At 71.8% G+C, this 19,580-nt stretch carries 22 protein-coding genes; 10 read left to right on the top strand and 12 right to left on the bottom strand.

Features of this window, described 5'->3' with window-relative positions; genetic code table 11:
• Window positions 1-93: 93 nt before the first annotated feature.
• The 6 genes from QMK30_RS09390 to QMK30_RS09365 all read left to right on the top strand — a co-directional run bounded on the left by QMK30_RS09390 (window position 94) and on the right by QMK30_RS09365 (window position 5,537).
• A complete protein-coding gene (locus QMK30_RS09390) occupies window positions 94-747 on the top strand; it encodes a TetR/AcrR family transcriptional regulator (protein ID WP_283516736.1) in 654 nt (217 codons plus the stop codon).
• Window positions 744-1,730, top strand: coding sequence for a DEDDh family exonuclease (locus tag QMK30_RS09385; protein ID WP_283516735.1), 987 nt, complete (start codon window positions 744-746; stop codon window positions 1,728-1,730). Before QMK30_RS09390 ends, QMK30_RS09385 begins: the two co-directional genes overlap by 4 nt.
• Before the next feature lie 64 nt (window positions 1,731-1,794).
• Complete coding sequence (locus tag QMK30_RS09380; RefSeq protein ID WP_283516734.1) at window positions 1,795-2,028, top strand: metallothionein; 234 nt, start codon at window positions 1,795-1,797, stop codon at window positions 2,026-2,028.
• A 117-nt stretch (window positions 2,029-2,145) separates the two neighbouring features.
• Window positions 2,146-2,940, top strand: a complete 795-nt coding sequence (locus QMK30_RS09375) for an SURF1 family cytochrome oxidase biogenesis protein (RefSeq protein ID WP_283516733.1) — start codon at window positions 2,146-2,148, stop codon at window positions 2,938-2,940.
• A 46-nt stretch (window positions 2,941-2,986) separates the two neighbouring features.
• Window positions 2,987-4,777: a glycoside hydrolase family 15 protein gene (locus QMK30_RS09370; protein ID WP_283516732.1), complete on the top strand. Its 1,791-nt coding sequence runs from the start codon at window positions 2,987-2,989 to the stop codon at window positions 4,775-4,777.
• A 4-nt stretch (window positions 4,778-4,781) separates the two neighbouring features.
• Complete coding sequence (locus QMK30_RS09365) at window positions 4,782-5,537, top strand: SDR family oxidoreductase (protein ID WP_283516731.1); 756 nt, start codon at window positions 4,782-4,784, stop codon at window positions 5,535-5,537.
• A 61-nt stretch (window positions 5,538-5,598) separates the two neighbouring features.
• Here the strand turns inward: QMK30_RS09365 and amaP are convergent, their stop codons facing one another.
• Genes amaP through QMK30_RS09340 form a run of 5 tightly spaced genes read right to left on the bottom strand, consistent with a single transcriptional unit; the run spans window position 5,599 to window position 7,985 of the window.
• Window positions 5,599-6,177, bottom strand: coding sequence for an alkaline shock response membrane anchor protein AmaP (gene amaP / locus QMK30_RS09360; protein WP_283516730.1), 579 nt, complete (start codon window positions 6,175-6,177; stop codon window positions 5,599-5,601).
• Window positions 6,178-6,184: 7 nt separating this feature from the next.
• On the bottom strand, window positions 6,185-6,913 hold the full coding sequence (locus QMK30_RS09355; RefSeq protein WP_502963100.1) for a DUF6286 domain-containing protein: 729 nt from the start codon (window positions 6,911-6,913) through the stop codon (window positions 6,185-6,187).
• Window positions 6,910-7,257 carry an Asp23/Gls24 family envelope stress response protein gene (locus QMK30_RS09350; protein WP_502963099.1) on the bottom strand — a complete coding sequence of 116 codons (348 nt, stop codon included), beginning with the start codon at window positions 7,255-7,257 and terminating at the stop codon, window positions 6,910-6,912. The genes QMK30_RS09355 and QMK30_RS09350 overlap by 4 nt, the downstream gene beginning before the upstream one ends.
• Window positions 7,258-7,262: 5 nt before the next feature.
• Complete coding sequence (locus QMK30_RS09345; protein ID WP_283516728.1) at window positions 7,263-7,454, bottom strand: hypothetical protein; 192 nt, start codon at window positions 7,452-7,454, stop codon at window positions 7,263-7,265.
• A 45-nt stretch (window positions 7,455-7,499) separates the two neighbouring features.
• A complete protein-coding gene (locus tag QMK30_RS09340; protein WP_283516727.1) occupies window positions 7,500-7,985 on the bottom strand; it encodes an Asp23/Gls24 family envelope stress response protein in 486 nt (161 codons plus the stop codon).
• 94 nt (window positions 7,986-8,079) lie between these two features.
• On the opposite strand from QMK30_RS09340, the gene QMK30_RS09335 reads away from it, so the two are divergent.
• Window positions 8,080-8,772 carry a hypothetical protein gene (locus tag QMK30_RS09335; RefSeq protein WP_283516726.1) on the top strand — a complete coding sequence of 231 codons (693 nt, stop codon included), beginning with the start codon at window positions 8,080-8,082 and terminating at the stop codon, window positions 8,770-8,772.
• 88 nt (window positions 8,773-8,860) lie between these two features.
• Here QMK30_RS09335 and QMK30_RS09330 read toward each other — a convergent pair whose 3' ends face one another.
• The 4 genes from QMK30_RS09330 to QMK30_RS09315 form a co-directional block, all read right to left on the bottom strand.
• Window positions 8,861-9,652, bottom strand: coding sequence for an enoyl-CoA hydratase/isomerase family protein (locus QMK30_RS09330; protein WP_283516725.1), 792 nt, complete (start codon window positions 9,650-9,652; stop codon window positions 8,861-8,863).
• A gap of 130 nt (window positions 9,653-9,782) precedes the next feature.
• On the bottom strand, window positions 9,783-10,004 hold the full coding sequence (locus QMK30_RS09325; RefSeq protein WP_283516724.1) for a helix-turn-helix domain-containing protein: 222 nt from the start codon (window positions 10,002-10,004) through the stop codon (window positions 9,783-9,785).
• A 393-nt stretch (window positions 10,005-10,397) separates the two neighbouring features.
• Complete coding sequence (locus QMK30_RS09320; protein ID WP_283516723.1) at window positions 10,398-11,996, bottom strand: ABC-F family ATP-binding cassette domain-containing protein; 1,599 nt, start codon at window positions 11,994-11,996, stop codon at window positions 10,398-10,400.
• Window positions 11,997-12,091: 95 nt separating this feature from the next.
• Entirely contained in the window at window positions 12,092-12,835 is a 744-nt protein-coding gene (locus QMK30_RS09315) for a PQQ-binding-like beta-propeller repeat protein (protein ID WP_283516722.1), read from the bottom strand.
• 233 nt (window positions 12,836-13,068) lie between these two features.
• On the opposite strand from QMK30_RS09315, the gene ypfJ reads away from it, so the two are divergent.
• Complete coding sequence (gene ypfJ / locus QMK30_RS09310) at window positions 13,069-13,962, top strand: KPN_02809 family neutral zinc metallopeptidase (protein WP_283516721.1); 894 nt, start codon at window positions 13,069-13,071, stop codon at window positions 13,960-13,962.
• A 139-nt stretch (window positions 13,963-14,101) separates the two neighbouring features.
• Window positions 14,102-14,506 carry a VOC family protein gene (locus tag QMK30_RS09305; RefSeq protein WP_283516720.1) on the top strand — a complete coding sequence of 135 codons (405 nt, stop codon included), beginning with the start codon at window positions 14,102-14,104 and terminating at the stop codon, window positions 14,504-14,506.
• Window positions 14,507-14,558: 52 nt separating this feature from the next.
• On the opposite strand, the gene QMK30_RS09300 is transcribed toward QMK30_RS09305, so the two are convergent.
• From QMK30_RS09300 to QMK30_RS09290, 3 genes are all read right to left on the bottom strand, one after another.
• Entirely contained in the window at window positions 14,559-15,872 is a 1,314-nt protein-coding gene (locus QMK30_RS09300) for a hypothetical protein (protein WP_502963098.1), read from the bottom strand.
• 235 nt (window positions 15,873-16,107) lie between these two features.
• Window positions 16,108-17,235, bottom strand: a complete 1,128-nt coding sequence (locus QMK30_RS09295; protein WP_283516718.1) for an alpha/beta hydrolase — start codon at window positions 17,233-17,235, stop codon at window positions 16,108-16,110.
• A 116-nt stretch (window positions 17,236-17,351) separates the two neighbouring features.
• Window positions 17,352-18,032, bottom strand: coding sequence for a class II aldolase/adducin family protein (locus QMK30_RS09290; protein WP_283516717.1), 681 nt, complete (start codon window positions 18,030-18,032; stop codon window positions 17,352-17,354).
• Between the two features lie 298 nt (window positions 18,033-18,330).
• Here QMK30_RS09290 and QMK30_RS09285 point away from each other — a divergent pair, with 298 nt between their 5' ends.
• Entirely contained in the window at window positions 18,331-19,578 is a 1,248-nt protein-coding gene (locus QMK30_RS09285; RefSeq protein WP_283516716.1) for an inorganic phosphate transporter, read from the top strand.
• Window positions 19,579-19,580: the final 2 nt, after the last annotated feature.

Here is a 19,580-nt window from a genome sequence, read left to right as displayed (position 1 = left end):
CTGAATCGCGCCGTACCCTGAAGTCCTGTAACACTGTTACACCGGCGTCGCCGAAGGGTAAAGAGCCGTGCAGGCAGCAGAATTGGGGATCCCATGACGAGACCGACGCTGACCCGCGACGAAGTCGTGGAAGCCGCCGCGCGCCTCGTCAAGCAGCACGGCCCGCAGGCCCTTACCATGCGCAAGCTCGCCGCCGAGCTCGGCACCGCCGTGACCTCCATCTACTGGCACATCGGCAACCGCCAGTCGCTGCTCGACGCCCTCGTCGAGCGCACCGTCGACGAGCTGGCCGAGATCCGTCCGCGCGGGCGCACGCCCGAGGAGCGCATCGTGTCCGTCGCGCGCGCCCTGCGCCGCGATCTGCGCGACCACCCGCATCTCATCGCGATGGTCCACGAACGCGGCCTCACCGAGCGGATGTTCCTGCCCGCCCAGAAGGCACTCGTCCACGAGGTGCACGCGGCGGGGGTGTGCGGCGCGCGGGCCGCCGAGGTCGTACGGGCCGTGCAGTTCCAGGTGGTCGGGTACGTCCTCGTCGAGCGCAACCGTGAACGCGCCCCGGCCCAGCACCCCGGCGAGGAGGAGCTGTGGGACACGGCGACGGCGGAGGACGACCCGGCCCTCGCCCGCGCGCTGGCGCGCCCCGTCGACTCCGAACGACTCTTCGTCAACTCCGTGCGGGCCCTTGTCGGGGCTCTGCTCACCCGGGATGACAAGACTGTCAGTGATGGCCCGTATCCTCAGTGACCATGCTCGAAGACCACACGACAGCAGCGCCGTGGCCGACCGCCTACCCACAGGGGTACGCGGTCGTCGACGTCGAGACCACCGGACTCGCACGCGACGACCGGATCATCTCCGCTGCCGTCTACCGGCTGGACGCCAGAGGCAATGTCGAGGATCACTGGTACACACTGGTCAACCCCGAGCGCGATCCCGGGCCCGTCTGGATCCACGGGCTGACCACCGATGTGCTCGAAGGCGCCCCGCTCTTCCCGGAGATCGCGGGCCAGCTGTCGGAGCGGCTCGACGGCCGGGTCCTCGTCGCGCACAACGCGATGTTCGACTGGTCGATGATCTCCCGGGAGTACGCACGGGCGGCGCGGGTCGCGCCCGTGGCGCAGCGGCTGTGCACCATCGCGCTCTCCAAGGAGCTGCGGCTGCCGCTGCCCAATCACAAGCTGGAGTCGCTCGCCGCGCACTTCGGTGTGGTGCAGCAGCGCGCGCATCACGCCCTCGACGACGCGCGGGTGCTGGCCGAAGCGTTCCGCCCGAGCCTGCACGCGGCGGCCCGCGACGGGGTGCGGCTGCCGTTGCTCGAATGCCTGCCGCTCACCGAGTGGTCGGACTCACCGGCGAGGCCCCGGATCGGTTATCAGGCCTCCGCGCCCTCGTCGTACGGGCAGGGCAGCTGGCGGCCGTCCCGCAAGCGGCCGACCTGCCCGCATCCGAACCCCGGGCGGTACGAGCCGGGGAAGCTGCTGAAGCAGGGCATGCGCGTCGCGTTCTCCGGGGACACCTCCGTGGACCGCGAGCTGCTGGAGGACCGGGCGGTCGGGGCCGGACTGCACATCGCGACGAGCCTGTCGCGGCTCACCAGCCTGCTCGTCACCAACGATCCCGACTCCGCCACCTCCAAGACGGTCAAGGCCAAGACTTTCGGCACACCCGTCGTCGACGAGGCGGCCTTCACCCAGCTGCTGAGGGATGTGACCCCGGCAGACGGGTGACTGTCGGGCGACTCGCCCGTCACCGGCTCGCGCCACCGGCGCCCCGCGTCCCACCCTGAGGCGCATGGCACGTTGCGAGGTCTGCGGAAACGACTACGGCATGTCCTTCGAGGTGCACGCGCAGGGCGCGGTGCACGTCTTCGACTGCTTCTCCTGCGCCATTCACCGCATGGCGCCCATCTGCGAGCACTGCCGGTGCCGGATCATCGGCCAGGGTGTGGAGGTCGAGAACCACTGGTTCTGCGGCGCCCACTGCGCCCGCGCGGAGGGGAAGGTGGGCATCGTCGACCGAGTCTGAGCCTCCCCGGGCCCTGTCCCGCGGTCGGCCGGACCAGGGGGTGTCCCACGGAGATCCGCCGGACACTCCCCAGACCCACCGACCGCGGGACAAACCCCGCCAGGTACCGTCTTCGGCGTGTACCGCTTCCTGTTCTCCCGGCAGTGGGTGATCCTCACCCTTCTGGTTCTGCTCCTCGTCCCCGCGATGATCGAGCTGGGATTCTGGCAGCTGCACCGCCATGAGCACCGGGTCGCGCAGAACAAGCTGATCTCGGACAACCTCAAGGCCGAGCCGCTCGCCATCGGCGAGATCACCTCCCCCGGGCACAGCGTCCCGCGCGCCGATTACTGGCGCCGGGTGTCCGCCACCGGTACGTACGACACCGCGCACGAGGTCGTCGTACGCCGCCGGACCTCCGCCGACGACCAGGTCGGCTATCACGTCCTGACCCCCCTGGTGCTCAAGGACGGTGACGCCGTCCTCGTCAATCGCGGTTGGGTCCCCTTCGGCGCCGACCAGAAGACCTACCCCAAGGTTCCGGCCGCCCCCAAGGGCGAAGTGACGGTCACCGGGCGCCTGAAGGCCGACGAGACCGAGGCGGGCAGCGGCATCAAGGACCTGGGCGGGCTGCCGCCCCGGCACATCATGCTGGTCAACAGCGCCCAGCAGGCCAAGGCGCTCGGCAGGCCCGTCCTCGGTGGCTACATCGAGCAGACCGAGCCCGCCCCCGGCCCCAAGCCCGAGCTGGTGCCCGCACCCGACGCCGACTCCATCGGCCCGCACATGGCGTACGCCGTCCAGTGGTGGCTCTTCACCGCCGCGGTACCGGTCGGATGGGTGATCCTGGTACGCCGTGAACTGCGCGACCGGGCCCAGGCCGCCCGGACGGGCGACGGCGACCGGGCCGAGCCCGCCACCGCGTCGGCGTAACACCCGCCCCGCTTAACCCGGGCCCCGCGCGGGAAGACGGCACTACGTGACGCAACTCATCGAGGACTACGCGCTCATCGGAGATCTGCAGACCGCGGCACTGGTCGGCAGGAACGGCTCCATCGACTGGCTCTGCCTGCCCCGCTTCGACTCCGCGGCCTGTTTCGCCGCGCTGCTCGGCGACGAGGAGAACGGCCACTGGCGCGTCGCCCCCGCCGGCGCGGGCACCTGCACACGCCGCGCGTACCGCGAGAACACCCTGATCCTGGAGTCGCTCTGGGAGACCCGCTCCGGCACTGTCAAGGTCACCGACTTCATGCCCCAGCGCGACGAGGCCCCCGACCTCGTACGGATCGTGGAGGGAATCTCCGGCACGGTGTCGATGCGCTCCACGCTCCGGCTGCGTTTCGACTACGGGAACATCGTGCCGTGGATGCGTCGCACCGACGGCCACCGGGTGGCCGTCGCCGGGCCGGACGCCGTATGGCTGCGCACTGAGCCCGAGGAGCGGGTGAAGACCTGGGGACAGCAGTTCAGTACCTGCTCGTCCTTCGATGTCTCCGAGGGGGAAAAGGTGGCGTTCGTCCTTACCTGGCACCCTTCGCACGAACCGCAGCCGGTGTTCATCGACCCGTACGACGCCCTGGAACACAGCGTCGAGGACTGGGAGGAGTGGGCCGCGTGCTGCCAGTACGACGGCCCGTACCGGGAGGCCGTGGTGCGCTCGCTCATCACTCTCAAGGCCCTCACCTACGCCCCGACCGGCGGCATCGTGGCCGCCCCCACCACTTCCCTCCCCGAGGAGATCGGCGGCGTACGCAACTGGGACTACCGCTTCTGCTGGCTGCGCGACTCCACCCTCACCCTCGGCGCGCTCGTCGCCGCGGGGTATCTCGGCGAGGCCGCGGCCTGGCGAGACTGGCTGCTGCGGGCCGTCGCGGGCGACCCCGCCGACCTCCAGATCATGTACGGGCTCTCCGGCGAGCGCCGACTGCCCGAGAGCGAACTGCCGTGGCTGAGCGGCTACGAGGGCTCCTCGCCCGTGCGGATCGGCAACGAGGCCGTCGAGCAGCTCCAGCTCGATGTGTACGGCGAGGTCATCGACTCCCTCTACCTGGCAAGGTCGGCGGGCCTCACGGCCAAGCCGCATGCCTGGAACCTGCAGCTCAGCCTGCTCGGCTTCCTGGAGTCCACCTGGCGTGAACCGGACGAGGGCCTGTGGGAGGTCCGCGGGCCGCGCCGGCATTTCGTCCACTCCAAGGTGATGACGTGGGTCGCGGCCGACCGGGCCGTGCGCACCCTGGAGGAGCACCCGACGCTGCACGGCGACGCGGCGCGGTGGCGGGCCATGCGCGACGAGGTGCACCGGGAGGTGTGCGAGAAGGGGTACGACCCCGAGCGGAACACCTTCACCCAGTCGTACGGATCCACCGAACTGGACGCGGCCACGCTGCTCATCCCCCGGGTCGGCTTTCTGCCGCCGGACGATCCGCGGGTGATCGGGACGGTCGACGCGGTACGTGCCGAGCTCGCCCACGACGGTCTGATCCGCCGCTACAGCGCGGACGGCACCAGCGTCGACGGGCTGCCGGGCGGTGAAGGGGCGTTCCTGGTCTGCTCGTTCTGGCTGGTCGACGCGTTGCGGCTGACGGGGCGTGTGAAGGAGTCCCAGGAGCTCTTCGAGCGGTTGCTGTCCCTGCGCAACGACGTGGGGCTGCTGGCCGAGGAGTACGACCCGGTGGCCGGACGGCAGCTCGGAAACTTCCCGCAGGCGTTCAGCCATATCGGTCTGGTGGGATCCGCCCTCGCACTGGAGCCGGACGACACCGCAGGATAGGGCCATGGATCTTGGACTGAAGGACCGCGTTTATGTCGTCACCGGCGCCACTCGTGGGCTGGGCCTCGCCTCCGCCCGCGAGCTGACCGCGGACGGCGCGAAGGTCGTGCTCACCGGCCGGGACGAGAAGACGGTGGCCGAGGCCGCCGCGGAGCTCGGCCCGAACGCCGTCGGTGTCGCCGCCGACAACGCCGACCCGGCGGGGGCCCAGCGGCTCGTCGACGCCGCCCGTACGCACTTCGGCCGCTTCGACGGCATTCTCATCAGCGTCGGTGGTCCCGCGCCGGGTTCCGCCGCGGACAATACGGACGACCAGTGGCAGGCGGCCTTCGAGTCGGTCTTCCTCGGCGCGGTCCGGCTGGCCCGGACGGCGGCGGCTTCGCTCACCGAGGGTGGCGTCATCGGCTTCGTGCTGTCGGGCTCGGTGCACGAGCCGATCCCCGGCCTGACCATCTCCAACGGCCTGCGCCCCGGCCTGGCCGGCTTCGCGAAGTCCCTCTCCGTCGAGCTGGGCCCGCGCGGTATCCGCGTCATCGGCCTGCTGCCCGCCCGGATCGACACGGACCGGGTGCGCCAGCTCGACGCGCTGTCGGGCGAGCCGGACACCGCACGCGCGGCCAACGAGTCCCGCATCCCTCTGGGGCGTTACGGCAGGCCGGAGGAGTTCGGCAAGGCGGCGGCGTTCCTGCTGTCCCCCGCGGCGTCGTATCTGACGGGCACGATGCTCCCGATCGACGGCGGATCCCGGCACGGCTTCTAGGCCTTCGCCACCTCCACCAGTGGCGGGCTTGAGGGGGGCTCGGGCCCGGCCCCCCCTCACGTCACGTCACCCGCTGGGCCCGGTGCCGGACCGCCCGCAGCCGGACCTCCGCAGGCAGGGCCGCGAGCCCCGCCGAGTCGCGTGCGTGCGCCAGCGCCTCGCACGTGAGGCCGGCCAGGGCCTGCGCCGGATCCGCGTAGGCCTCCAGGACCAGCCCGACCCGCGCCTCGGGCGCGCCCCGACGCCCCGTCAGCCGCACCTGCGCGCGCTGTACGCCGTCCATCAGCGTCGCCTCGCTCGCCACCGCGCCCTCCAGCGCCCTCCCGCGCAGCAGCGCCCCTTCACCGTCGCCGCTGTCGACCAGTACCTCGGCGAGGCGGGCTCGGCGCAGCTGGGCCAGCAGCCACCACAGGGCGAGCAGGACCAGCACGGCCAGGGCCGCGACGACTGTGGGCCACCACCAGCCGTCGTCCCGCCACCGGGTACGGGCCGCCTCGCTCAGCAGGACATCGCCCTTCCCGTCGAAGGGCGACCAGGACGGCACGGACAGGCCGAGCCCGGCGGCGAGCACCGCGCCACCGAGAGCGAGCAGCACAAGCCCGGCGAGCCCGAGCAGGACGCGATTGACCGTCTTCAGCATCGCCGGGTCACCTCTTCTTGGCCGGACGGCCGACACGCACGGAAAGCCCCGGCTGCCCCGCCAGTCCGAGCTGGCGGATCCCCGCGCCGAGCGCGGCGTCCAAGTCGGTTCGTACGTCGTCGAGTTCACGGAAGTGGGAAACAGCACGCACCGCCACCTTGGACCGGCCCACGCGGACCTTCGCGGACTGCACCCCGGAGACCTCCATGGCCCGGTCGCGCAGCACCAGCGCCGCCGCGTCACGGTCGAGCCCCGCGCGCACGTCTGCGCTGTCGCGCCGCATCGGCAGCAGGGCGCGCAGTCCCGGCGTGCAGGCGAGGATCAACAGCCACAGGCCAAGCGCCATCGCCACGCCCGCGCCGACCAGCACCCACACATTGTCCAGGGGGCGGTCCGCGAGTTGCGAGGCCAGCTCGCGGCGCCAGCGCATCGCGCTGTGGTCGGCCCGTACCGCCGCGATGTCGTAAAGCAGCAGGCCGGTGGCGCCGAGCGCCACGAGGGCGAGCAGCGCGGCCGGCACGCGACGCGGCGACCAGAACCGGCCGGCCCTGCCGCCGCTGCCCGCTTCGAGCACCGGCACCGGTTCGTACGCCGCCGCGGAGGCCGACTGGTCGAACTCCGCCGGATCGGGCTCGCGCTCGATGACGGGCAGCCGCTGCGTATGGCCCTCGGGGGTAGCGCCGCCCAGGGCGTTGTCCGGACCCATGGAACCGTCCGGCCTGTCGGGTTCGTTCATCGGATCCTCCCCCGTTCCGCGACGAGCACCTTCGCCGAGTGCAGCCGCTCGACCTGAACCGCCACCTCCGGCACTTCCATCCCCGCCAACACCTTTACTCGCTGGGCGACTTGGCGACGCACCGCGCGGCACTGGCCGCCGATGTCGGAGGGATAGCCCAGTTCGACACTGACCCGTACCCGCGCCGTGTCGTGGTGGACGGTCACCGTGGCGTGCGGCGCCGAGCCGGCGTCCGGCGCGGCGCCGAGCGCCTCACGCGCCGCCTGCGAGGCGATCTTCGCGACGACCCGGTCGGCGATCAGGGTCGCGCCACGCTCCGCGGCCTCGACGCGGCCGGAGGCCATCGCGGTCACCTCGGCCGGTCGCCGCGTTCACGTGCGCGGAAAAAGTCGCCGGGGTCCAGGTCGCCGTCGAGGAACCGGCCCGCCACGAAACCGATCGCGCCCAGCGCCGCGACCAGCAGAAAGGCTCCGAAGCCGCCGAAGTATCCGGCGAACCCGAGCGCCATACCGGCCAACAGGCCGACCACCGCCATGCTCATCCTGCGCTCCTCAACTGTGTTCGGCTGAAACCGGACCCTGGACGCCTACTGCAGGCGCTGTTCCGGCTCGTCGTCCTCCTCGTCGGGCAGCTTCACATCGCTGACCGCGATATTGACCTCGACGACTTCGAGGCCCGTCATGCGCTCCACCGCCGAGATGACGTTCTCGCGGACGTCGCGGGCGACATCGGCGATCGAGACGCCGTAGTCGACGACGATCTCCAGGTCGAGGGCGGTCTGCACCTCGCCGACCTCGGCCTTCACTCCGCGGCTGACGGACTTGGCGCCACCGGGCACCCGGTCGCGGACAGCTCCGAAGGTGCGGGAGAGGCCACTGCCCATGGCGTGGACGCCGTCCACGTCGCGGGCCGCGAGACCGGCGATCTTCTCCACCACGCCGTCGGCGATGGTGGTACGGCCACGGGAGGCCGGAGAGCCGCCACCCCGCCTGACGGTCGAGGTTTTCGACCCGTCGCCCTCCGGCCCCTTGAGAGGGTTCTCGGGCTGATTGCGCTGTGCTGTGTCAGTCATCGCCGTTCTTCCCTTTCCGAGCGGTACTGGACTTCGCTGCCCACATTAGGTGCCGATGCCCGATCTCGCGCCGTGGATGCGGCAGGCTGGGGCCATGGCACCTGACGGATGGACGCAGGCGGTACGGGAGCGGCTGGGCCTGGGCAGACTGCTGCCGCTGGGCGGGGCCGCGGACGGCGCGTGGCTGGCGGAACGGGCCGCCGTGGCGGTACTGCGGGGCGCTGCGGCGAGTGTCACGGGCGTCGGCCTGGGGACGCTCCGGATCGCGCTCAGCGACCCGGAATCGGCGGGCACGCCGGCCGTACCGCCGCCGCCGAGCGCGCTGCCGCCGGGGCCGCTGCGGATCGAGGCGGACTTCGCCGCCACGGCCGACGAGCCGCTGCCACAGGCGGCCGGACGGTTGCGGGAGGCACTGCTGGCGACGGCTTCCGACCGGCTCGGGCTCGCGATCGCGGAGGTGGACCTGCGGGTCACGGGCCTGCTGGACGCGGCGCCCCTATCGAAGGACGCCACTGGGCCGACCGGGGGAAACGACGCCGGGCCACCCGGCCCGGACGGCCCCCGGGAGCGGGCCGCCGCTGCGGCCGTTTCCGTACCCGGGGTTCTGCGTCTGACCAGCAACCTGGGTGCGCCCGTGCACTTGGCGGACGGTCATGTACGGGTGGAGCTGGCGACGGCGGCGGATCATCGGGCGCTGGATGTGGCACTGGCCGTGCGCGCGGCGGTCGCGAAGTCGCAGGACGGCCACCCCACGGTGGCCGTCCTGGTGACCGGCATCGGGCAGTGAGCCGGCGGCCCTGGGGAGTGTCCGGTCGATCTCCGCGGCGTCGCGGGGCGTGGCACACACATCCGCCGCGGAGATCGGTCGGCTCCCCCTAGTCCGAGAGGCCCGCGAGGTCGCGGAGTCGGCGGGCCTGCGCCGCACGCTCGGCGGTGCGCTGCTCCTCGTACGTACGGGAAGGCGCAGCCTGTAGCAGCGCCTTGGTCTCGATCACGGCGTCGCGCGGCGCGGCCAGCAGCGCCGCGGCCAGGTCGGCCACGGCGCCGTCGAGTTCTTCGACGGGCACGACGAGGTTGGCGAGGCCCAGACGCTCGGCCTCCGCCGCATGGACGAAGCGGCCCGTCGCGCAGATCTCCAGCGCGCGTGCGTAGCCGACGAGATGGGTCAGCGGGTGGGTGCCGGTGAGGTCGGGGACCAGCCCGAGGCTGGTCTCGCGCATGGCGAACTGCACGTCGTCGGCGACGACCCGCAGGTCGCAGGCGAGGGCGAGCTGGAAGCCCGCGCCGATGGCGTGGCCCTGGACGGCGGCGATGGTGACGAGGTCGCTGCGCCGCCACCAGGTGAACGCGGCCTGGTACTCGGCGATGACCTCGTCGAGGTCGCCGTCGGAACCGCGCGCCAGATCGAGGAAGGACGGCTCACCGTCGAACCCTTCGGGTGTGAACGCCCGCCGGTCCAGGCCGGCGGAGAAGGACTTGCCCTCGCCGCACAGCACCACGACCCGCACGTTGCCCGGAAGCGACCGTCCGGCCTCTGACAACGCCCGCCACAGAGCGGGAGACTGGGCGTTGCGTTTGGCCGGATTGGTCAGAGTTACCGTGGCAACGGCGTCCTCGACGGTGAGTCGTACGCCGTCCTTGTCGAACATGGAGTCGAGCGAAGCCATGAAGGGCCTCCGGTTCGGGTGGCAGTCGGGCAGATCAGATAAGTGACTGCACAGTAACCACCCGGCCGATCATGCGACCGACCGGGTGGCCACCACCAAAACCGGTGAGCCGGACTGGCCCGCGCGACCGTCAGCCCGAAGTGGCCTTCTTGCCTCGCGTCGCCCCGCCGCGTCCCCGCAGCGTGACTCCGGACTCGCTGAGCATCCGGTGTACGAACCCATAGGAGCGGCCGGTCTCTTCGGCCAACGCCCGGATGCTCGCACCGGAGTCGTACTTCTTCTTCAGGTCTGCCGCGAGCTTGTCGCGCGCGGCGCCGGTTACCCGGCTGCCCTTCTTCAGAGTCTCGGCCACCCGTGCCTCCTCAAGGAAGTGCGCTCTGGACTCTCATGATCACCCCTCCGGGGCTTCCTGGCCACCCATTCGGCAAGGTCCGTGCAACTAGGTTGACCGAACGGGCGCCGCCCGCCATGAGCGGAATTCGACATTCCACCTGTTCTGTGGCGTGCGGTGAAGCGGGTCGGGGCGGGAAGCAGCAGGTCAGCAGGGTCAAAGGATCAATGGAACGCAGAGGGCCCGCCCCCCGGGGGGACGGGCCGTTTTCCGCTGCAAGACACGCGGGGTACGAGAGCCACTCACTCAGATGAAGGATCACCCATAAGCCGAATGATCCAGTCGAAGTGGATCAGAGCGGGATCACCGGGCCTCCCGGGGGTTCCCGAGGTCGGGCGGGGGTCGGACGGCGGATCAGGCCAGCGAGACAAGATCCTTGTAGTCCGGGCCCCACAGGTCCTCGACGCCGTCCGGCAGCAGGATGATCCGCTCCGGCTCCAGCGCGTCGACCGCGCCCTCGTCGTGGGTGACCAGGACGACCGCGCCCTTGTAGGTGCGCAGGGCGCCGAGGATCTCCTCGCGGCTCGCCGGGTCGAGGTTGTTCGTGGGCTCGTCGAGGAGCAGGACGTTGGCGGACGAGACGACCAGGGTGGCCAGGGCCAGCCGGGTCTTCTCACCACCGGAGAGCACCTTGGCGGGCTTGTCGACGTCGTCGCCGCTGAAGAGGAACGAGCCGAGCGTCTTGCGGACCGAGACCAGGTCGAGGTCGGGCGCCGCGGAGCGCATGTTCTCCAGGACCGAGCGCTCCGGGTCGAGGGTCTCGTGCTCCTGGGCGTAGTAGCCGAGCTTGAGGCCGTGGCCGGGGATGACCTCGCCGGTGTCGGCCGTCTCGGCCCCGCCGAGCAGCCTCAGCAGAGTCGTTTTGCCTGCGCCGTTGAGGCCGAGGATCACGACGCGGGAGCCCTTGTCGATGGCCAGGTTGACGTCGGTGAAGATCTCCAGCGAGCCGTACGACTTGGACAGGCCCTCCGCCATCAGCGGGGTCTTGCCGCAGGGCGAGGGGTCCGGGAAGCGCAGCTTGGCGACCTTGTCGGAGACGCGCACCGCGTCGAGGCCGGCGAGCAGCCGGTCGGCGCGCTTGGCCATGTTCTGCGCGGCGACGGTCTTGGTCGCCTTGGCGCGCATCTTGTCGGCCTGCGAGTTGAGGGTCGCGGCCTTCTTCTCGGCGTTCTGACGCTCGCGCTTGCGGCGCTTCTCGTCGGCCTCGCGCTGCTGCTGGTACAGCTTCCAGCCCATGTTGTAGACATCGATCTGCGAGCGGTTGGCGTCCAGGTAGAAGACCTTGTTGACGACGGTCTCGACGAGGTCGACATCGTGGGAGATCACGATGAAGCCGCCGCGGTACGACTTGAGGTAGTCCCGGAGCCAGACGATCGAGTCGGCGTCGAGGTGGTTCGTGGGCTCGTCGAGGAGCAGGGTGTCGGCGTCCGAGAAGAGGATGCGCGCCAGCTCGACCCGGCGGCGCTGACCACCGGAGAGCGTGTGCAGCGCCTGGCCGAGCACGCGGTCGGGCAGCCCGAGCGCGGCGGCGATGGTGGCGGCCTCGGCCTCGGCGGCGTACCCGCCCTTGGTGAGGAACTCCGTCTCCAGGCGCTCGTACTTCTTCATCGCCTTGTCGCGGGTCGCGCCCTGTCCGGTCGACATCCGCTCCTCGTTCTCCCGCATCTTGCGCAGAACGGCGTCGAGGTCGCGGGCGGAGAGGATGCGGTCGCTGGCGAGCATGTTGAGGTCGCCGGAGCTCGGGTCCTGCGGGAGGTAGCCGACCTCGCCGGAGCGGGTGATGGTGCCGCCGGCGGGGGTGCCTTCGCCGGCGAGGCACTTGGTGAGGGTGGTCTTGCCCGCTCCGTTGCGGCCGACGAGGCCGATGCGGTCGCCCTTGGCGATACGGAAGGAGGCGGACTCGATAAGCAGGCGGGCGCCGGCGCGCAGCTCGATGCCGGTGGCGGTGATCACGGAAAAACTCCAGGGCGGAATGGACGGCGGAAAGGGCAGGCGGAGGGGATTTCGACGCCGTCTAATGCACAAGGAGATATGCCATACGGCCCAGTCTACCGGTCGCCGGCAACGGATTTTCTGGCGCGGGCCGCGTCACCGGGCGCAGCGTTGCCGAGCGGGGTCCGGTCGGGGGTGATCCGGCCGAGATCATCCACCGCTACCAGCTCGCCGGTCCAGGAGGCGTCCGCGCCGCAGGACTGGGCGACGATCAGCGCGCCCCGCGCGTGAACCGAGCGGTGCGGTTCGAAGGTACATCCCCGGGCGGCGGGCAGCACCCAGCGCAGATCTCCGTCCACGGTGCGGTACGCCGCGATGCGCCGCGGGGTGACGACGGCCAGCATGCGGGCCTGCGGGTCGAGCGCCTGCAGGACGCCCGCTGCGCGGCCCGGGCGGCCCGCCAGCCAGTCGGCGAGGCCGGGGACGGCCCGGTGCCAGTGGACCCGGCGGCCGTCGGCGCGGGCGGTGTCGGTGATCAGCCCGTCGCTCCACAGCGCGAAGGCATGGCCGGGTGCGGGCCGCAGCGCGAGCGGGCGCCGGCCCTCCCGCGTGTACGTCCAGTGGCGCCGTCCCGAGACCCCGTCGTACGCCTCGACCGCTCCCCCCTCGGTCCGCAGGGCGGGATCCGGGCCGGCGGCCGGGGCGCGGACGGTGAGGTGGTCGCCGTACGGGGCGGGACGGGCCTGGTGGGCGGCGGCGACCAGGGGCAGCGCGAGGACGGCGGCGGCGAGGGTGAGTACGACGCGGACGCTCCGGCGGAAGTGCCCGGCTGCCGACGCCACGTACGACCCAGCGGTCACGGTTCCCCCTTGCGGCGCTGCCCGTGGATCGGACGTCGACCAGGCACAGAACGTAGCGGCGGGGGCCGGAGGGCGGGACGGGAGCCCGGCCGACACGGCGGGCGGGGGCAGGGGCGTCCCCCGTTCGGCCGCGCCCCGACCGCCCCGAGAAAAGGGCAAAAGGCGCCTAATTGGTCGATACTCGGCGCAGGGTGGCGGGCTGCCGTCGCCGTGGAGCAGAGGGTGGTGGGCCCATGCAGTTCGACGACGACGCCAATCTGGACACTTCCGAGGTCCAGGACGTGCGCGGCAGCCGGGTCCCCGGCGGCAGGGCCACGATCGGTGGCGGCATCGTCGGCCTCGTCGCACTGGTCCTCGGGGTCCTGTTCGGGGTGGGGCCCGAACAGCTCGGGCTGTCCTCAGGCGATCCGGACCCGGCCGCGACGTCCTCGTCGCAGGCCCAGGTCCAGCAGACCTGCAAGAAGGGCAGCGACGCGAACACCAAGGAGGACTGCCGGATCCTGGCGGTGGTCAACAGCGTGCAGGACTACTGGCGTCAGGAGTTCACCCGGCGCGAGGCGCGGTACGGGGGCGCCAGGACCGTCTTCTTCAGCAACCGGGTCGGCACGGCGTGCGGCGCGGCGACCTCGGCGGTCGGGCCCTTCTACTGCCCCGGTGACCGGCAGGTCTACCTCGACCTGGGGTTCTTCGACGAGCTGCGGACCAAGTTCGGTTCGAGCGGCGGCCCCTTCGCGCAGGCGTACGTCGTGGCGCACGAGTACGGACACCATGTGCAGAACCAGATGGGCACGCTGGGCCGGGCACAGGACGGCAGGCAGGGCGCCGACAGCAACGCGGTGAAGGTGGAGCTCCAGGCGGACTGCTATGCCGGGGTGTGGGCGCGGCAGGCGACCCGTACGCCCGACGAATCGACCGGGCGCCCGCTGATCACCTCGCTGACCGACCGGGACATCAAGGACGGCCTGGACGCGGCGGCGGCGGTCGGCGACGACCGGATCCAGGAGAAGTTCCAGGGCCGGGTCACGCCGGAGTCATGGACGCACGGCTCGGCCGAGCAGCGCCAGCAGTGGTTCTACACGGGCTTCCGCACGGGCGACATGGGAAAGTGCAACACCTTCCAGCGGTGACTCCGGGGCGGGTTCGAGGTGGCGGCCCCGGGGCGTTGATCGTGTGCTCCCGGGGCTCACCCGTGTTCCCCGGGCGTTGTCAGTGCCCGGTGCAAGACTGTTGCCAACATCACACAGGGCGAGACGGAAGGCGATCGGTATGAGCACCGGGACACCGAGTATTTTTCCGACGATTACGTACACGGACGCCAAGGCGGCGATCAGGCTGCTGACGGACGCCTTCGGCTTCCGCGAGGTCGCGGTCCACGAGGGCGACGACGGCAGCGTCATGCACGCCGAGCTGGCACACGGCAACGGCGTGGTGATGCTGGGCACCAAGGGCAAGGGCGGCACCTTCGACGAGGCCATGTCGAAGGCCGGACCCGCGGGCGTCTACGTCGTCGTGGAGGACGTGGACGCGCACCACGCGCGCGCCGTGGAGCACGGGGTGGAGATCCTGATGCCGCCCACGGACCAGGACTACGGCTCCCGGGACTATATGGCACGGGACGCCGAGGGCAACGTCTGGAGCTTCGGTACGTACGTACCCGGCTCGGGGGGCTGAGGGGGGCGAATCCGGCTCCGGACCGAACCCGGCTTCGGCTCCGGCTCCCGGGCTACGAACCGCCCGTGTGCACCTGGAATGCCGCCCGGCGCACGGCCTTGGCCAGCGCCGGGTCCGGGTGGGCGGCGGCCAGGGCCACCAGGACCTGGACGGTGCGGGGGTGGCCGACGGCCCGTACCTCGTCCAGCAGGGCGGGGACGGTCGGCTGCACCGCCGACTCGAGGTGGCGGATCAGCAGCTGGGTCTCGCCGTGGTCGGCCACGGCCGCGGCGGTGTCCACCCAGAGCCAGGTGGACTCCTCGCGAGTGAGCACCCCGGAGGTCTCCTCGGGGTCGGCCCCCTCGTGCTCCGCCAGCCACAGGAGGGCGTAGGGCCGCACCGAGGCCTCCGCGGCGGCGGCCCGCACCTCGGCCTCAGCCGGGCCGCCGACCACACGCAGCGCCTCGAAGGCGAGTCCGCGCAGCAGCGCGTCCTCACCCCGGGCTGCTTCGAGGAGCTCGGTGACGGCTCTGGAGACGGGCCGGGCGGCCAGCCAGGCCCGGTACTCGGCGCGGGCCGGACCCGGGGTGAGGCGGGCGCAGCCGCGCAGCATCTTCTCGGCGGACTGCTCGATGTTCCCCGCGGGGCTCTGGGCGGCGACGCAGATTTGTTCCAGCTTGACCCAGACCGCCCAGTTGCCGAGCGGGGTCAGGGTGGCGATGCCCCGGCCGAGCGTCAGCGCGCCCACGGCGGCCAGGCCCGCCAGGGCCCAGTCGAGAAGAAGGGTCAGCGGGACGTCGGAGACCGGCGCGGGAGGCGGCTGCGACCCGTAGGGGACCTCACAGTGCTCCTCACGGAGCTCGGCGACGCGCTGTTCAAGGAGGTCGAGCAGGGCCGGTACGTACACGGGGCCGGCCGAGAGCTGAAGGAGGGAGAGCACCTGGGGAACAGCTTCCACGACCTCCGCGACGGAGGTGACGGCGATCGCCTCGGGCGCGGGGTGGACGATCGACCAGGCGTCGAAGAGAGCGACCCAGCCGCGCAGGACGGCGGCCTCGTCACGGTCCCAGGCGCGCAACCGCCAGCCGGGGCGGGTGCCGTCGCCGTGCAGCTCGACGAGCCCGGCGAGTCGTGCCCTGTCCCAGCCCGCGCGCACCTGCGCGGGGGTCAAGTCGAGCTCGGCGGCGGCCTGTTCGGCGGTCGCCGGGGAGAGGGTGCCGGCCTGGCCGCGCTCCGGCTGGAGCTTCCCGCTCCGCAGAGTGGGCGAGGCCCACCGTGCGACACGTACGGCATCGGCGAGCACTGCCCTGGCCTGACGGGCCAGCTCCGCGGGCGGCGGAGTCCCTTCCGGGGGCCTCGGGGCCGGGCGGGTACGCCGGTTCGTCACAGCCCGGGGTCCGCCCTGAGAAGTCAGGGGGAGGGAGGCTGCGAGGGGGCGGGGGCCGACAAGTCGGAGCCTGGAGTCGCGCGGGGTACGGGACGTCACGGGAAGCAGTGTCTCCGTTGACGCCCCGAAAGCCCAAACGGAACCGGACTTGCCACTCGTGAACCCTCCCGGACTGGCCGCCGCACCGGTGGTGCGGCCGGTCGCACCACCGGCCGCAACCCGGTCGCCGTGCCCGTTACATCAAGGGGGTGAGGAAGCGGCGCAGGGTTTCCTCGTAGGTCGTGGGGTCGGCGTTCCACATGGACGCGTGAGGCGCGTCGGGGACGGTGTGGAGGGCGACCAGTTCGGGCCGGAGCCGGGCGAGTTCCCGCGACGGCGCCCATGGGGCCAGGGTGTCCCCCGGCCCGTGGAAGATCAGCGTGGGGACGCGCAGCGCCCCGGGGTCGGCGGCCTCGCGCAGCCGGTCGCCGTGCAGCCCCGTGGCGCCCCGGGCGGCCCGGACCGCGAGCGGCAGCAGCGCGCCCGGGGTGCGGCGGGCGGCGGCCAGCGCCCGGACGGTGGCCTCCCAGTCGAGGACCGGGGAGTCGAGCACCAGGCCGCTGATGCGGTGGCGGAGGCCCGAGCCGGCCGCGGCGTGCAGCGCCATGGCCGCGCCGGTCGACCAGCCGTGCAGGACGACGCGCGCCGCGCCGTACCGCACGGCGTAGCGGACGGCGGCGTCCAGGTCGCGCCATTCGGAGTTCCCGAGGTGCCCGAGCCCGCCCGGCTGCCTGGGGGCACCGGGGTCGCCGCGGTAGGCGAGGGCGAGGACCGGGAACTGCTGGGCGTGCAGGAACCCCATGAGGTTCATGGGGTGCTCGCGGGTGGTGCCGAGGCCGTGCGCGGTGATCACCCAGGTGTCGCGGGCGCCGGGGACGAACCAGGCGGGCAGTGCGCCCAGCTCGCCGGGGATCTCCACGTCCACGTGGTCGAGACCGAGTGCGGTGCGTGGGTCGCCGATGAACAGCTGCGGGGTGAGCCGCACCCGTGCGCCGGTGCGAAGGTCCCCGTGGTCGACCCGTACCAGGCGGCGTACGACGGAGTCGGCGGTGTGCGGGGCGTCCGCGAGTACGGGCCCGACGACCGCGTGGACGCCGGGGCCCTCGATGCCGTATGTGCCGGGGCGCAGGGTCGCGAAGCCGCGGGTCAGGGCGACCTGGCCCGCGGCCGTGGCGTGCACGGTGACTTTGGGGTCGGAGGGCAGCGGGCGGCCGGGCGACGCCCTGAGTGCGGCGTCGCCGGCGAGACGGCCGACCGCGACCGCGGCCGCGCCGACGCCGATGAGTGTGGTGACGGCTGCTGCCGTCGCTGTGGCCGGGCGCATCGCCCCAGTGTCCGCATCTCGGCGGATCACGGCCAGTGGGCGGGGGCCGTCCGGTGTACGCCCCGGCGTCCGCATCCGCGCCGGGGTCCTTGCCCCTGCTCGTGCTCGTCGCGTGGTCAGCCGCGCTGGCCGTAGCCCTCGAACTTCTCGGCCACCTCGTACAGCTGAGCACTGCTGAGCAGGCTCGGCGTACGGCCGGGCACCGAGCTCGCGGTGAGCCAGAGCCTGCACATCCACTCCAACTGCGCTGTGCGGTCGTAGGCCTGGTCGAGGGAGTCCCCGTAGGTCACGGTCCCGTGGTTCTGCAGCAGACAGCCGGAGCGCCCGCGCAGGGCTTCGAGCATGTTCCGCGCCAGTTCCGCGCTCCCGTAGGTCGCGTACGGCGCCGTACGGACGGGGCCGCCGAGGGCCGCGGCCATGTAGTGCACCAGGGGGAGTTCGGGAACGAGCGTGGAGACGGCCGTGGCGTGCACCGCGTGGGTGTGCACCACGGCGGTGGCTTCGGTGCTGCGGTAGATCGCGAGATGCATCGGCAGTTCGCTGGTGGGCTTGAGCTCGCCGAAGGCCCGGTTGCCGTCCAGATCGACGGCCACGGCGTCCTTCGGGCCGAGCCGGTCGTACGGCACTCCACTCGGGGTAACCAGGACAAGCTCGCCGACCCGCACGGAGACATTGCCCGAGGTGCCGACGACCAGCCCCTCGCTCACGCTCCTACGGGCCGTGGCCACCAGGTCGTCCCAGGCCCCCTCGACCCCGCCGCGCCGCTCTTCCCGCTCGTCCCGCCGCTGCTCAGCCATGCCGCGATCCTGTCAGGCGCCGCCGGCGCGCACTGCGGGAGCGCCGAATTCTTTCGGGCGCCGCCGCGTATACCGATCCGGCGGGTGACCAGGATCTCCTCGACGGGTCACCGGCCCGGCTCCAGAGCTTCGCGAGAGGCCGGTGGCCGGTGTACGGCGCCATCCCGGCCCGGCCGGACACAACCGGATTGCCTGGAGCGCGCTTTGGGTTACCACACCGCCCGCCCCAGTTCACCTTCCGTTCACTCAGGTTGCCTACGTTCCACGTGCCACTGACCTCAAACGATTGCCTGGGTAAATGGAACACATCACGCTTCTCCTCGGGATCGTGATCGTAACCGCTCTCGTGTTCGATTTCACGAACGGTTTCCACGACACTGCCAACGCGATGGCGACCACCATTTCGACTGGCGCGCTCAAACCCAAGACGGCGGTGGCCATGTCCGCCGTTCTCAACCTCGTCGGTGCTTTCCTGTCTGTTGAGGTCGCCAAAACGATCTCCGGCGGGCTCGTCAACGAGAGCGGCATCACCACAGAAGTCATCTTCGCCGCGCTGGTCGGCGCGATCCTCTGGAACCTGCTGACCTGGCTGATCGGCCTGCCGTCCAGTTCCTCCCACGCACTCTTCGGCGGCCTCATCGGCGCCACCCTGATGTCCGTCGGCGCCTCCGGTGTCAACGGCAGCGTCGTCCTCACCAAAATTCTGCTGCCCGCCATCGCCGCGCCGATCGTCGCCGGTCTGGCCGCGCTGCTGGCCACGAAGCTGACGTACAAGCTCGCGAAGAAGACCGACGAGAAGGCCACCGCCAAGGGGTACCGGGCGGGCCAGATCGCCTCCGCCGGTCTGGTCTCGCTGGCACACGGCACCAACGACGCGCAGAAGACGATGGGCATCATCACCCTCGCCCTCGTCACCGCTAACGTCCTCGCCCCGGGCTCCAACCCGCCCCTGTGGGTCATCATCTCGGCCGGTGTGGCGATCGCGCTGGGCACCTACCTGGGCGGCTGGCGCATCATCCGCACCATGGGCAAGGGCCTCACCGAGCTGCGTCCGCCGCAGGGCTTCGCCGCGCAGACCAGTGCCGCCACGGTCATCCTGGCCTCCTCGCACCTCGGCTTCTCCCTCTCCACCACCCAGGTCTGCTCCGGCTCCGTGATGGGCGCCGGCCTCGGCCGCAAGGGCGGCGTGGTCCGCTGGTCCACGGCGACCCGGATGTTCGTCGCCTGGGGCCTGACCCTGCCGGCCGCCGGTCTCGTCGCCGCGTGCGCGGAGTTCCTGACCAAGCAGGGCCCCTGGGGCATCGCCGCGGTCGCCGTCCTGCTCGTCGCGGGCTCCGGGATCATCTGGTCGCTCTCGCGCCGCCAGCCGGTCGACCACACCAACGTCACCGACGACGAGCTCCACGAGCCCGTGGGCGTCGTGACCACCGCCATCGCGACGGTCAGCCCGCCCCCCATCGGTGGCCCCGCCACCGAGAGCCTGAAGACCACCATCCCGGCCCCGGCCGCGAGCGTCACCGAGCCGGCCCGCCCGGCCACGGTGTAAGG

This window comes from Streptomyces sp. H27-C3, assembly GCF_030063415.1.
GTDB lineage: Bacteria > Actinomycetota > Actinomycetes > Streptomycetales > Streptomycetaceae > Streptomyces.
The sequence above is the reverse complement of the archived record's forward strand: the minus strand, read 5'-3'. Positions and strand labels throughout refer to the sequence as shown.

Excerpts from the sequence above, each read along its gene's own strand:
- QMK30_RS09390 (WP_283516736.1), top strand. The coding sequence starts at position 94 with ATGACGAGACCGACGCTGACCCGCGACGAAGTCGTGGAAGCCGCCGCG.
- QMK30_RS09380 (WP_283516734.1), top strand. The coding sequence starts at position 1,795 with ATGGCACGTTGCGAGGTCTGCGGAAACGACTACGGCATGTCCTTCGAG.
- QMK30_RS09365 (WP_283516731.1), top strand. The coding sequence starts at position 4,782 with ATGGATCTTGGACTGAAGGACCGCGTTTATGTCGTCACCGGCGCCACT.
- amaP (WP_283516730.1), bottom strand. The coding sequence starts at position 6,177 with ATGCTGAAGACGGTCAATCGCGTCCTGCTCGGGCTCGCCGGGCTTGTG.
- QMK30_RS09355 (WP_502963100.1), bottom strand. The coding sequence starts at position 6,913 with ATGAACGAACCCGACAGGCCGGACGGTTCCATGGGTCCGGACAACGCC.
- QMK30_RS09350 (WP_502963099.1), bottom strand. The coding sequence starts at position 7,257 with ATGGCCTCCGGCCGCGTCGAGGCCGCGGAGCGTGGCGCGACCCTGATC.
- QMK30_RS09345 (WP_283516728.1), bottom strand. The coding sequence starts at position 7,454 with ATGAGCATGGCGGTGGTCGGCCTGTTGGCCGGTATGGCGCTCGGGTTC.
- QMK30_RS09340 (WP_283516727.1), bottom strand. The coding sequence starts at position 7,985 with ATGACTGACACAGCACAGCGCAATCAGCCCGAGAACCCTCTCAAGGGG.
- QMK30_RS09335 (WP_283516726.1), top strand. The coding sequence starts at position 8,080 with ATGGCACCTGACGGATGGACGCAGGCGGTACGGGAGCGGCTGGGCCTG.
- QMK30_RS09330 (WP_283516725.1), bottom strand. The coding sequence starts at position 9,652 with ATGGCTTCGCTCGACTCCATGTTCGACAAGGACGGCGTACGACTCACC.
- ypfJ (WP_283516721.1), top strand. The coding sequence starts at position 13,069 with ATGCAGTTCGACGACGACGCCAATCTGGACACTTCCGAGGTCCAGGAC.
- QMK30_RS09305 (WP_283516720.1), top strand. The coding sequence starts at position 14,102 with ATGAGCACCGGGACACCGAGTATTTTTCCGACGATTACGTACACGGAC.
- QMK30_RS09295 (WP_283516718.1), bottom strand. The coding sequence starts at position 17,235 with ATGCGCCCGGCCACAGCGACGGCAGCAGCCGTCACCACACTCATCGGC.
- QMK30_RS09290 (WP_283516717.1), bottom strand. The coding sequence starts at position 18,032 with ATGGCTGAGCAGCGGCGGGACGAGCGGGAAGAGCGGCGCGGCGGGGTC.
- QMK30_RS09285 (WP_283516716.1), top strand. The coding sequence starts at position 18,331 with ATGGAACACATCACGCTTCTCCTCGGGATCGTGATCGTAACCGCTCTC.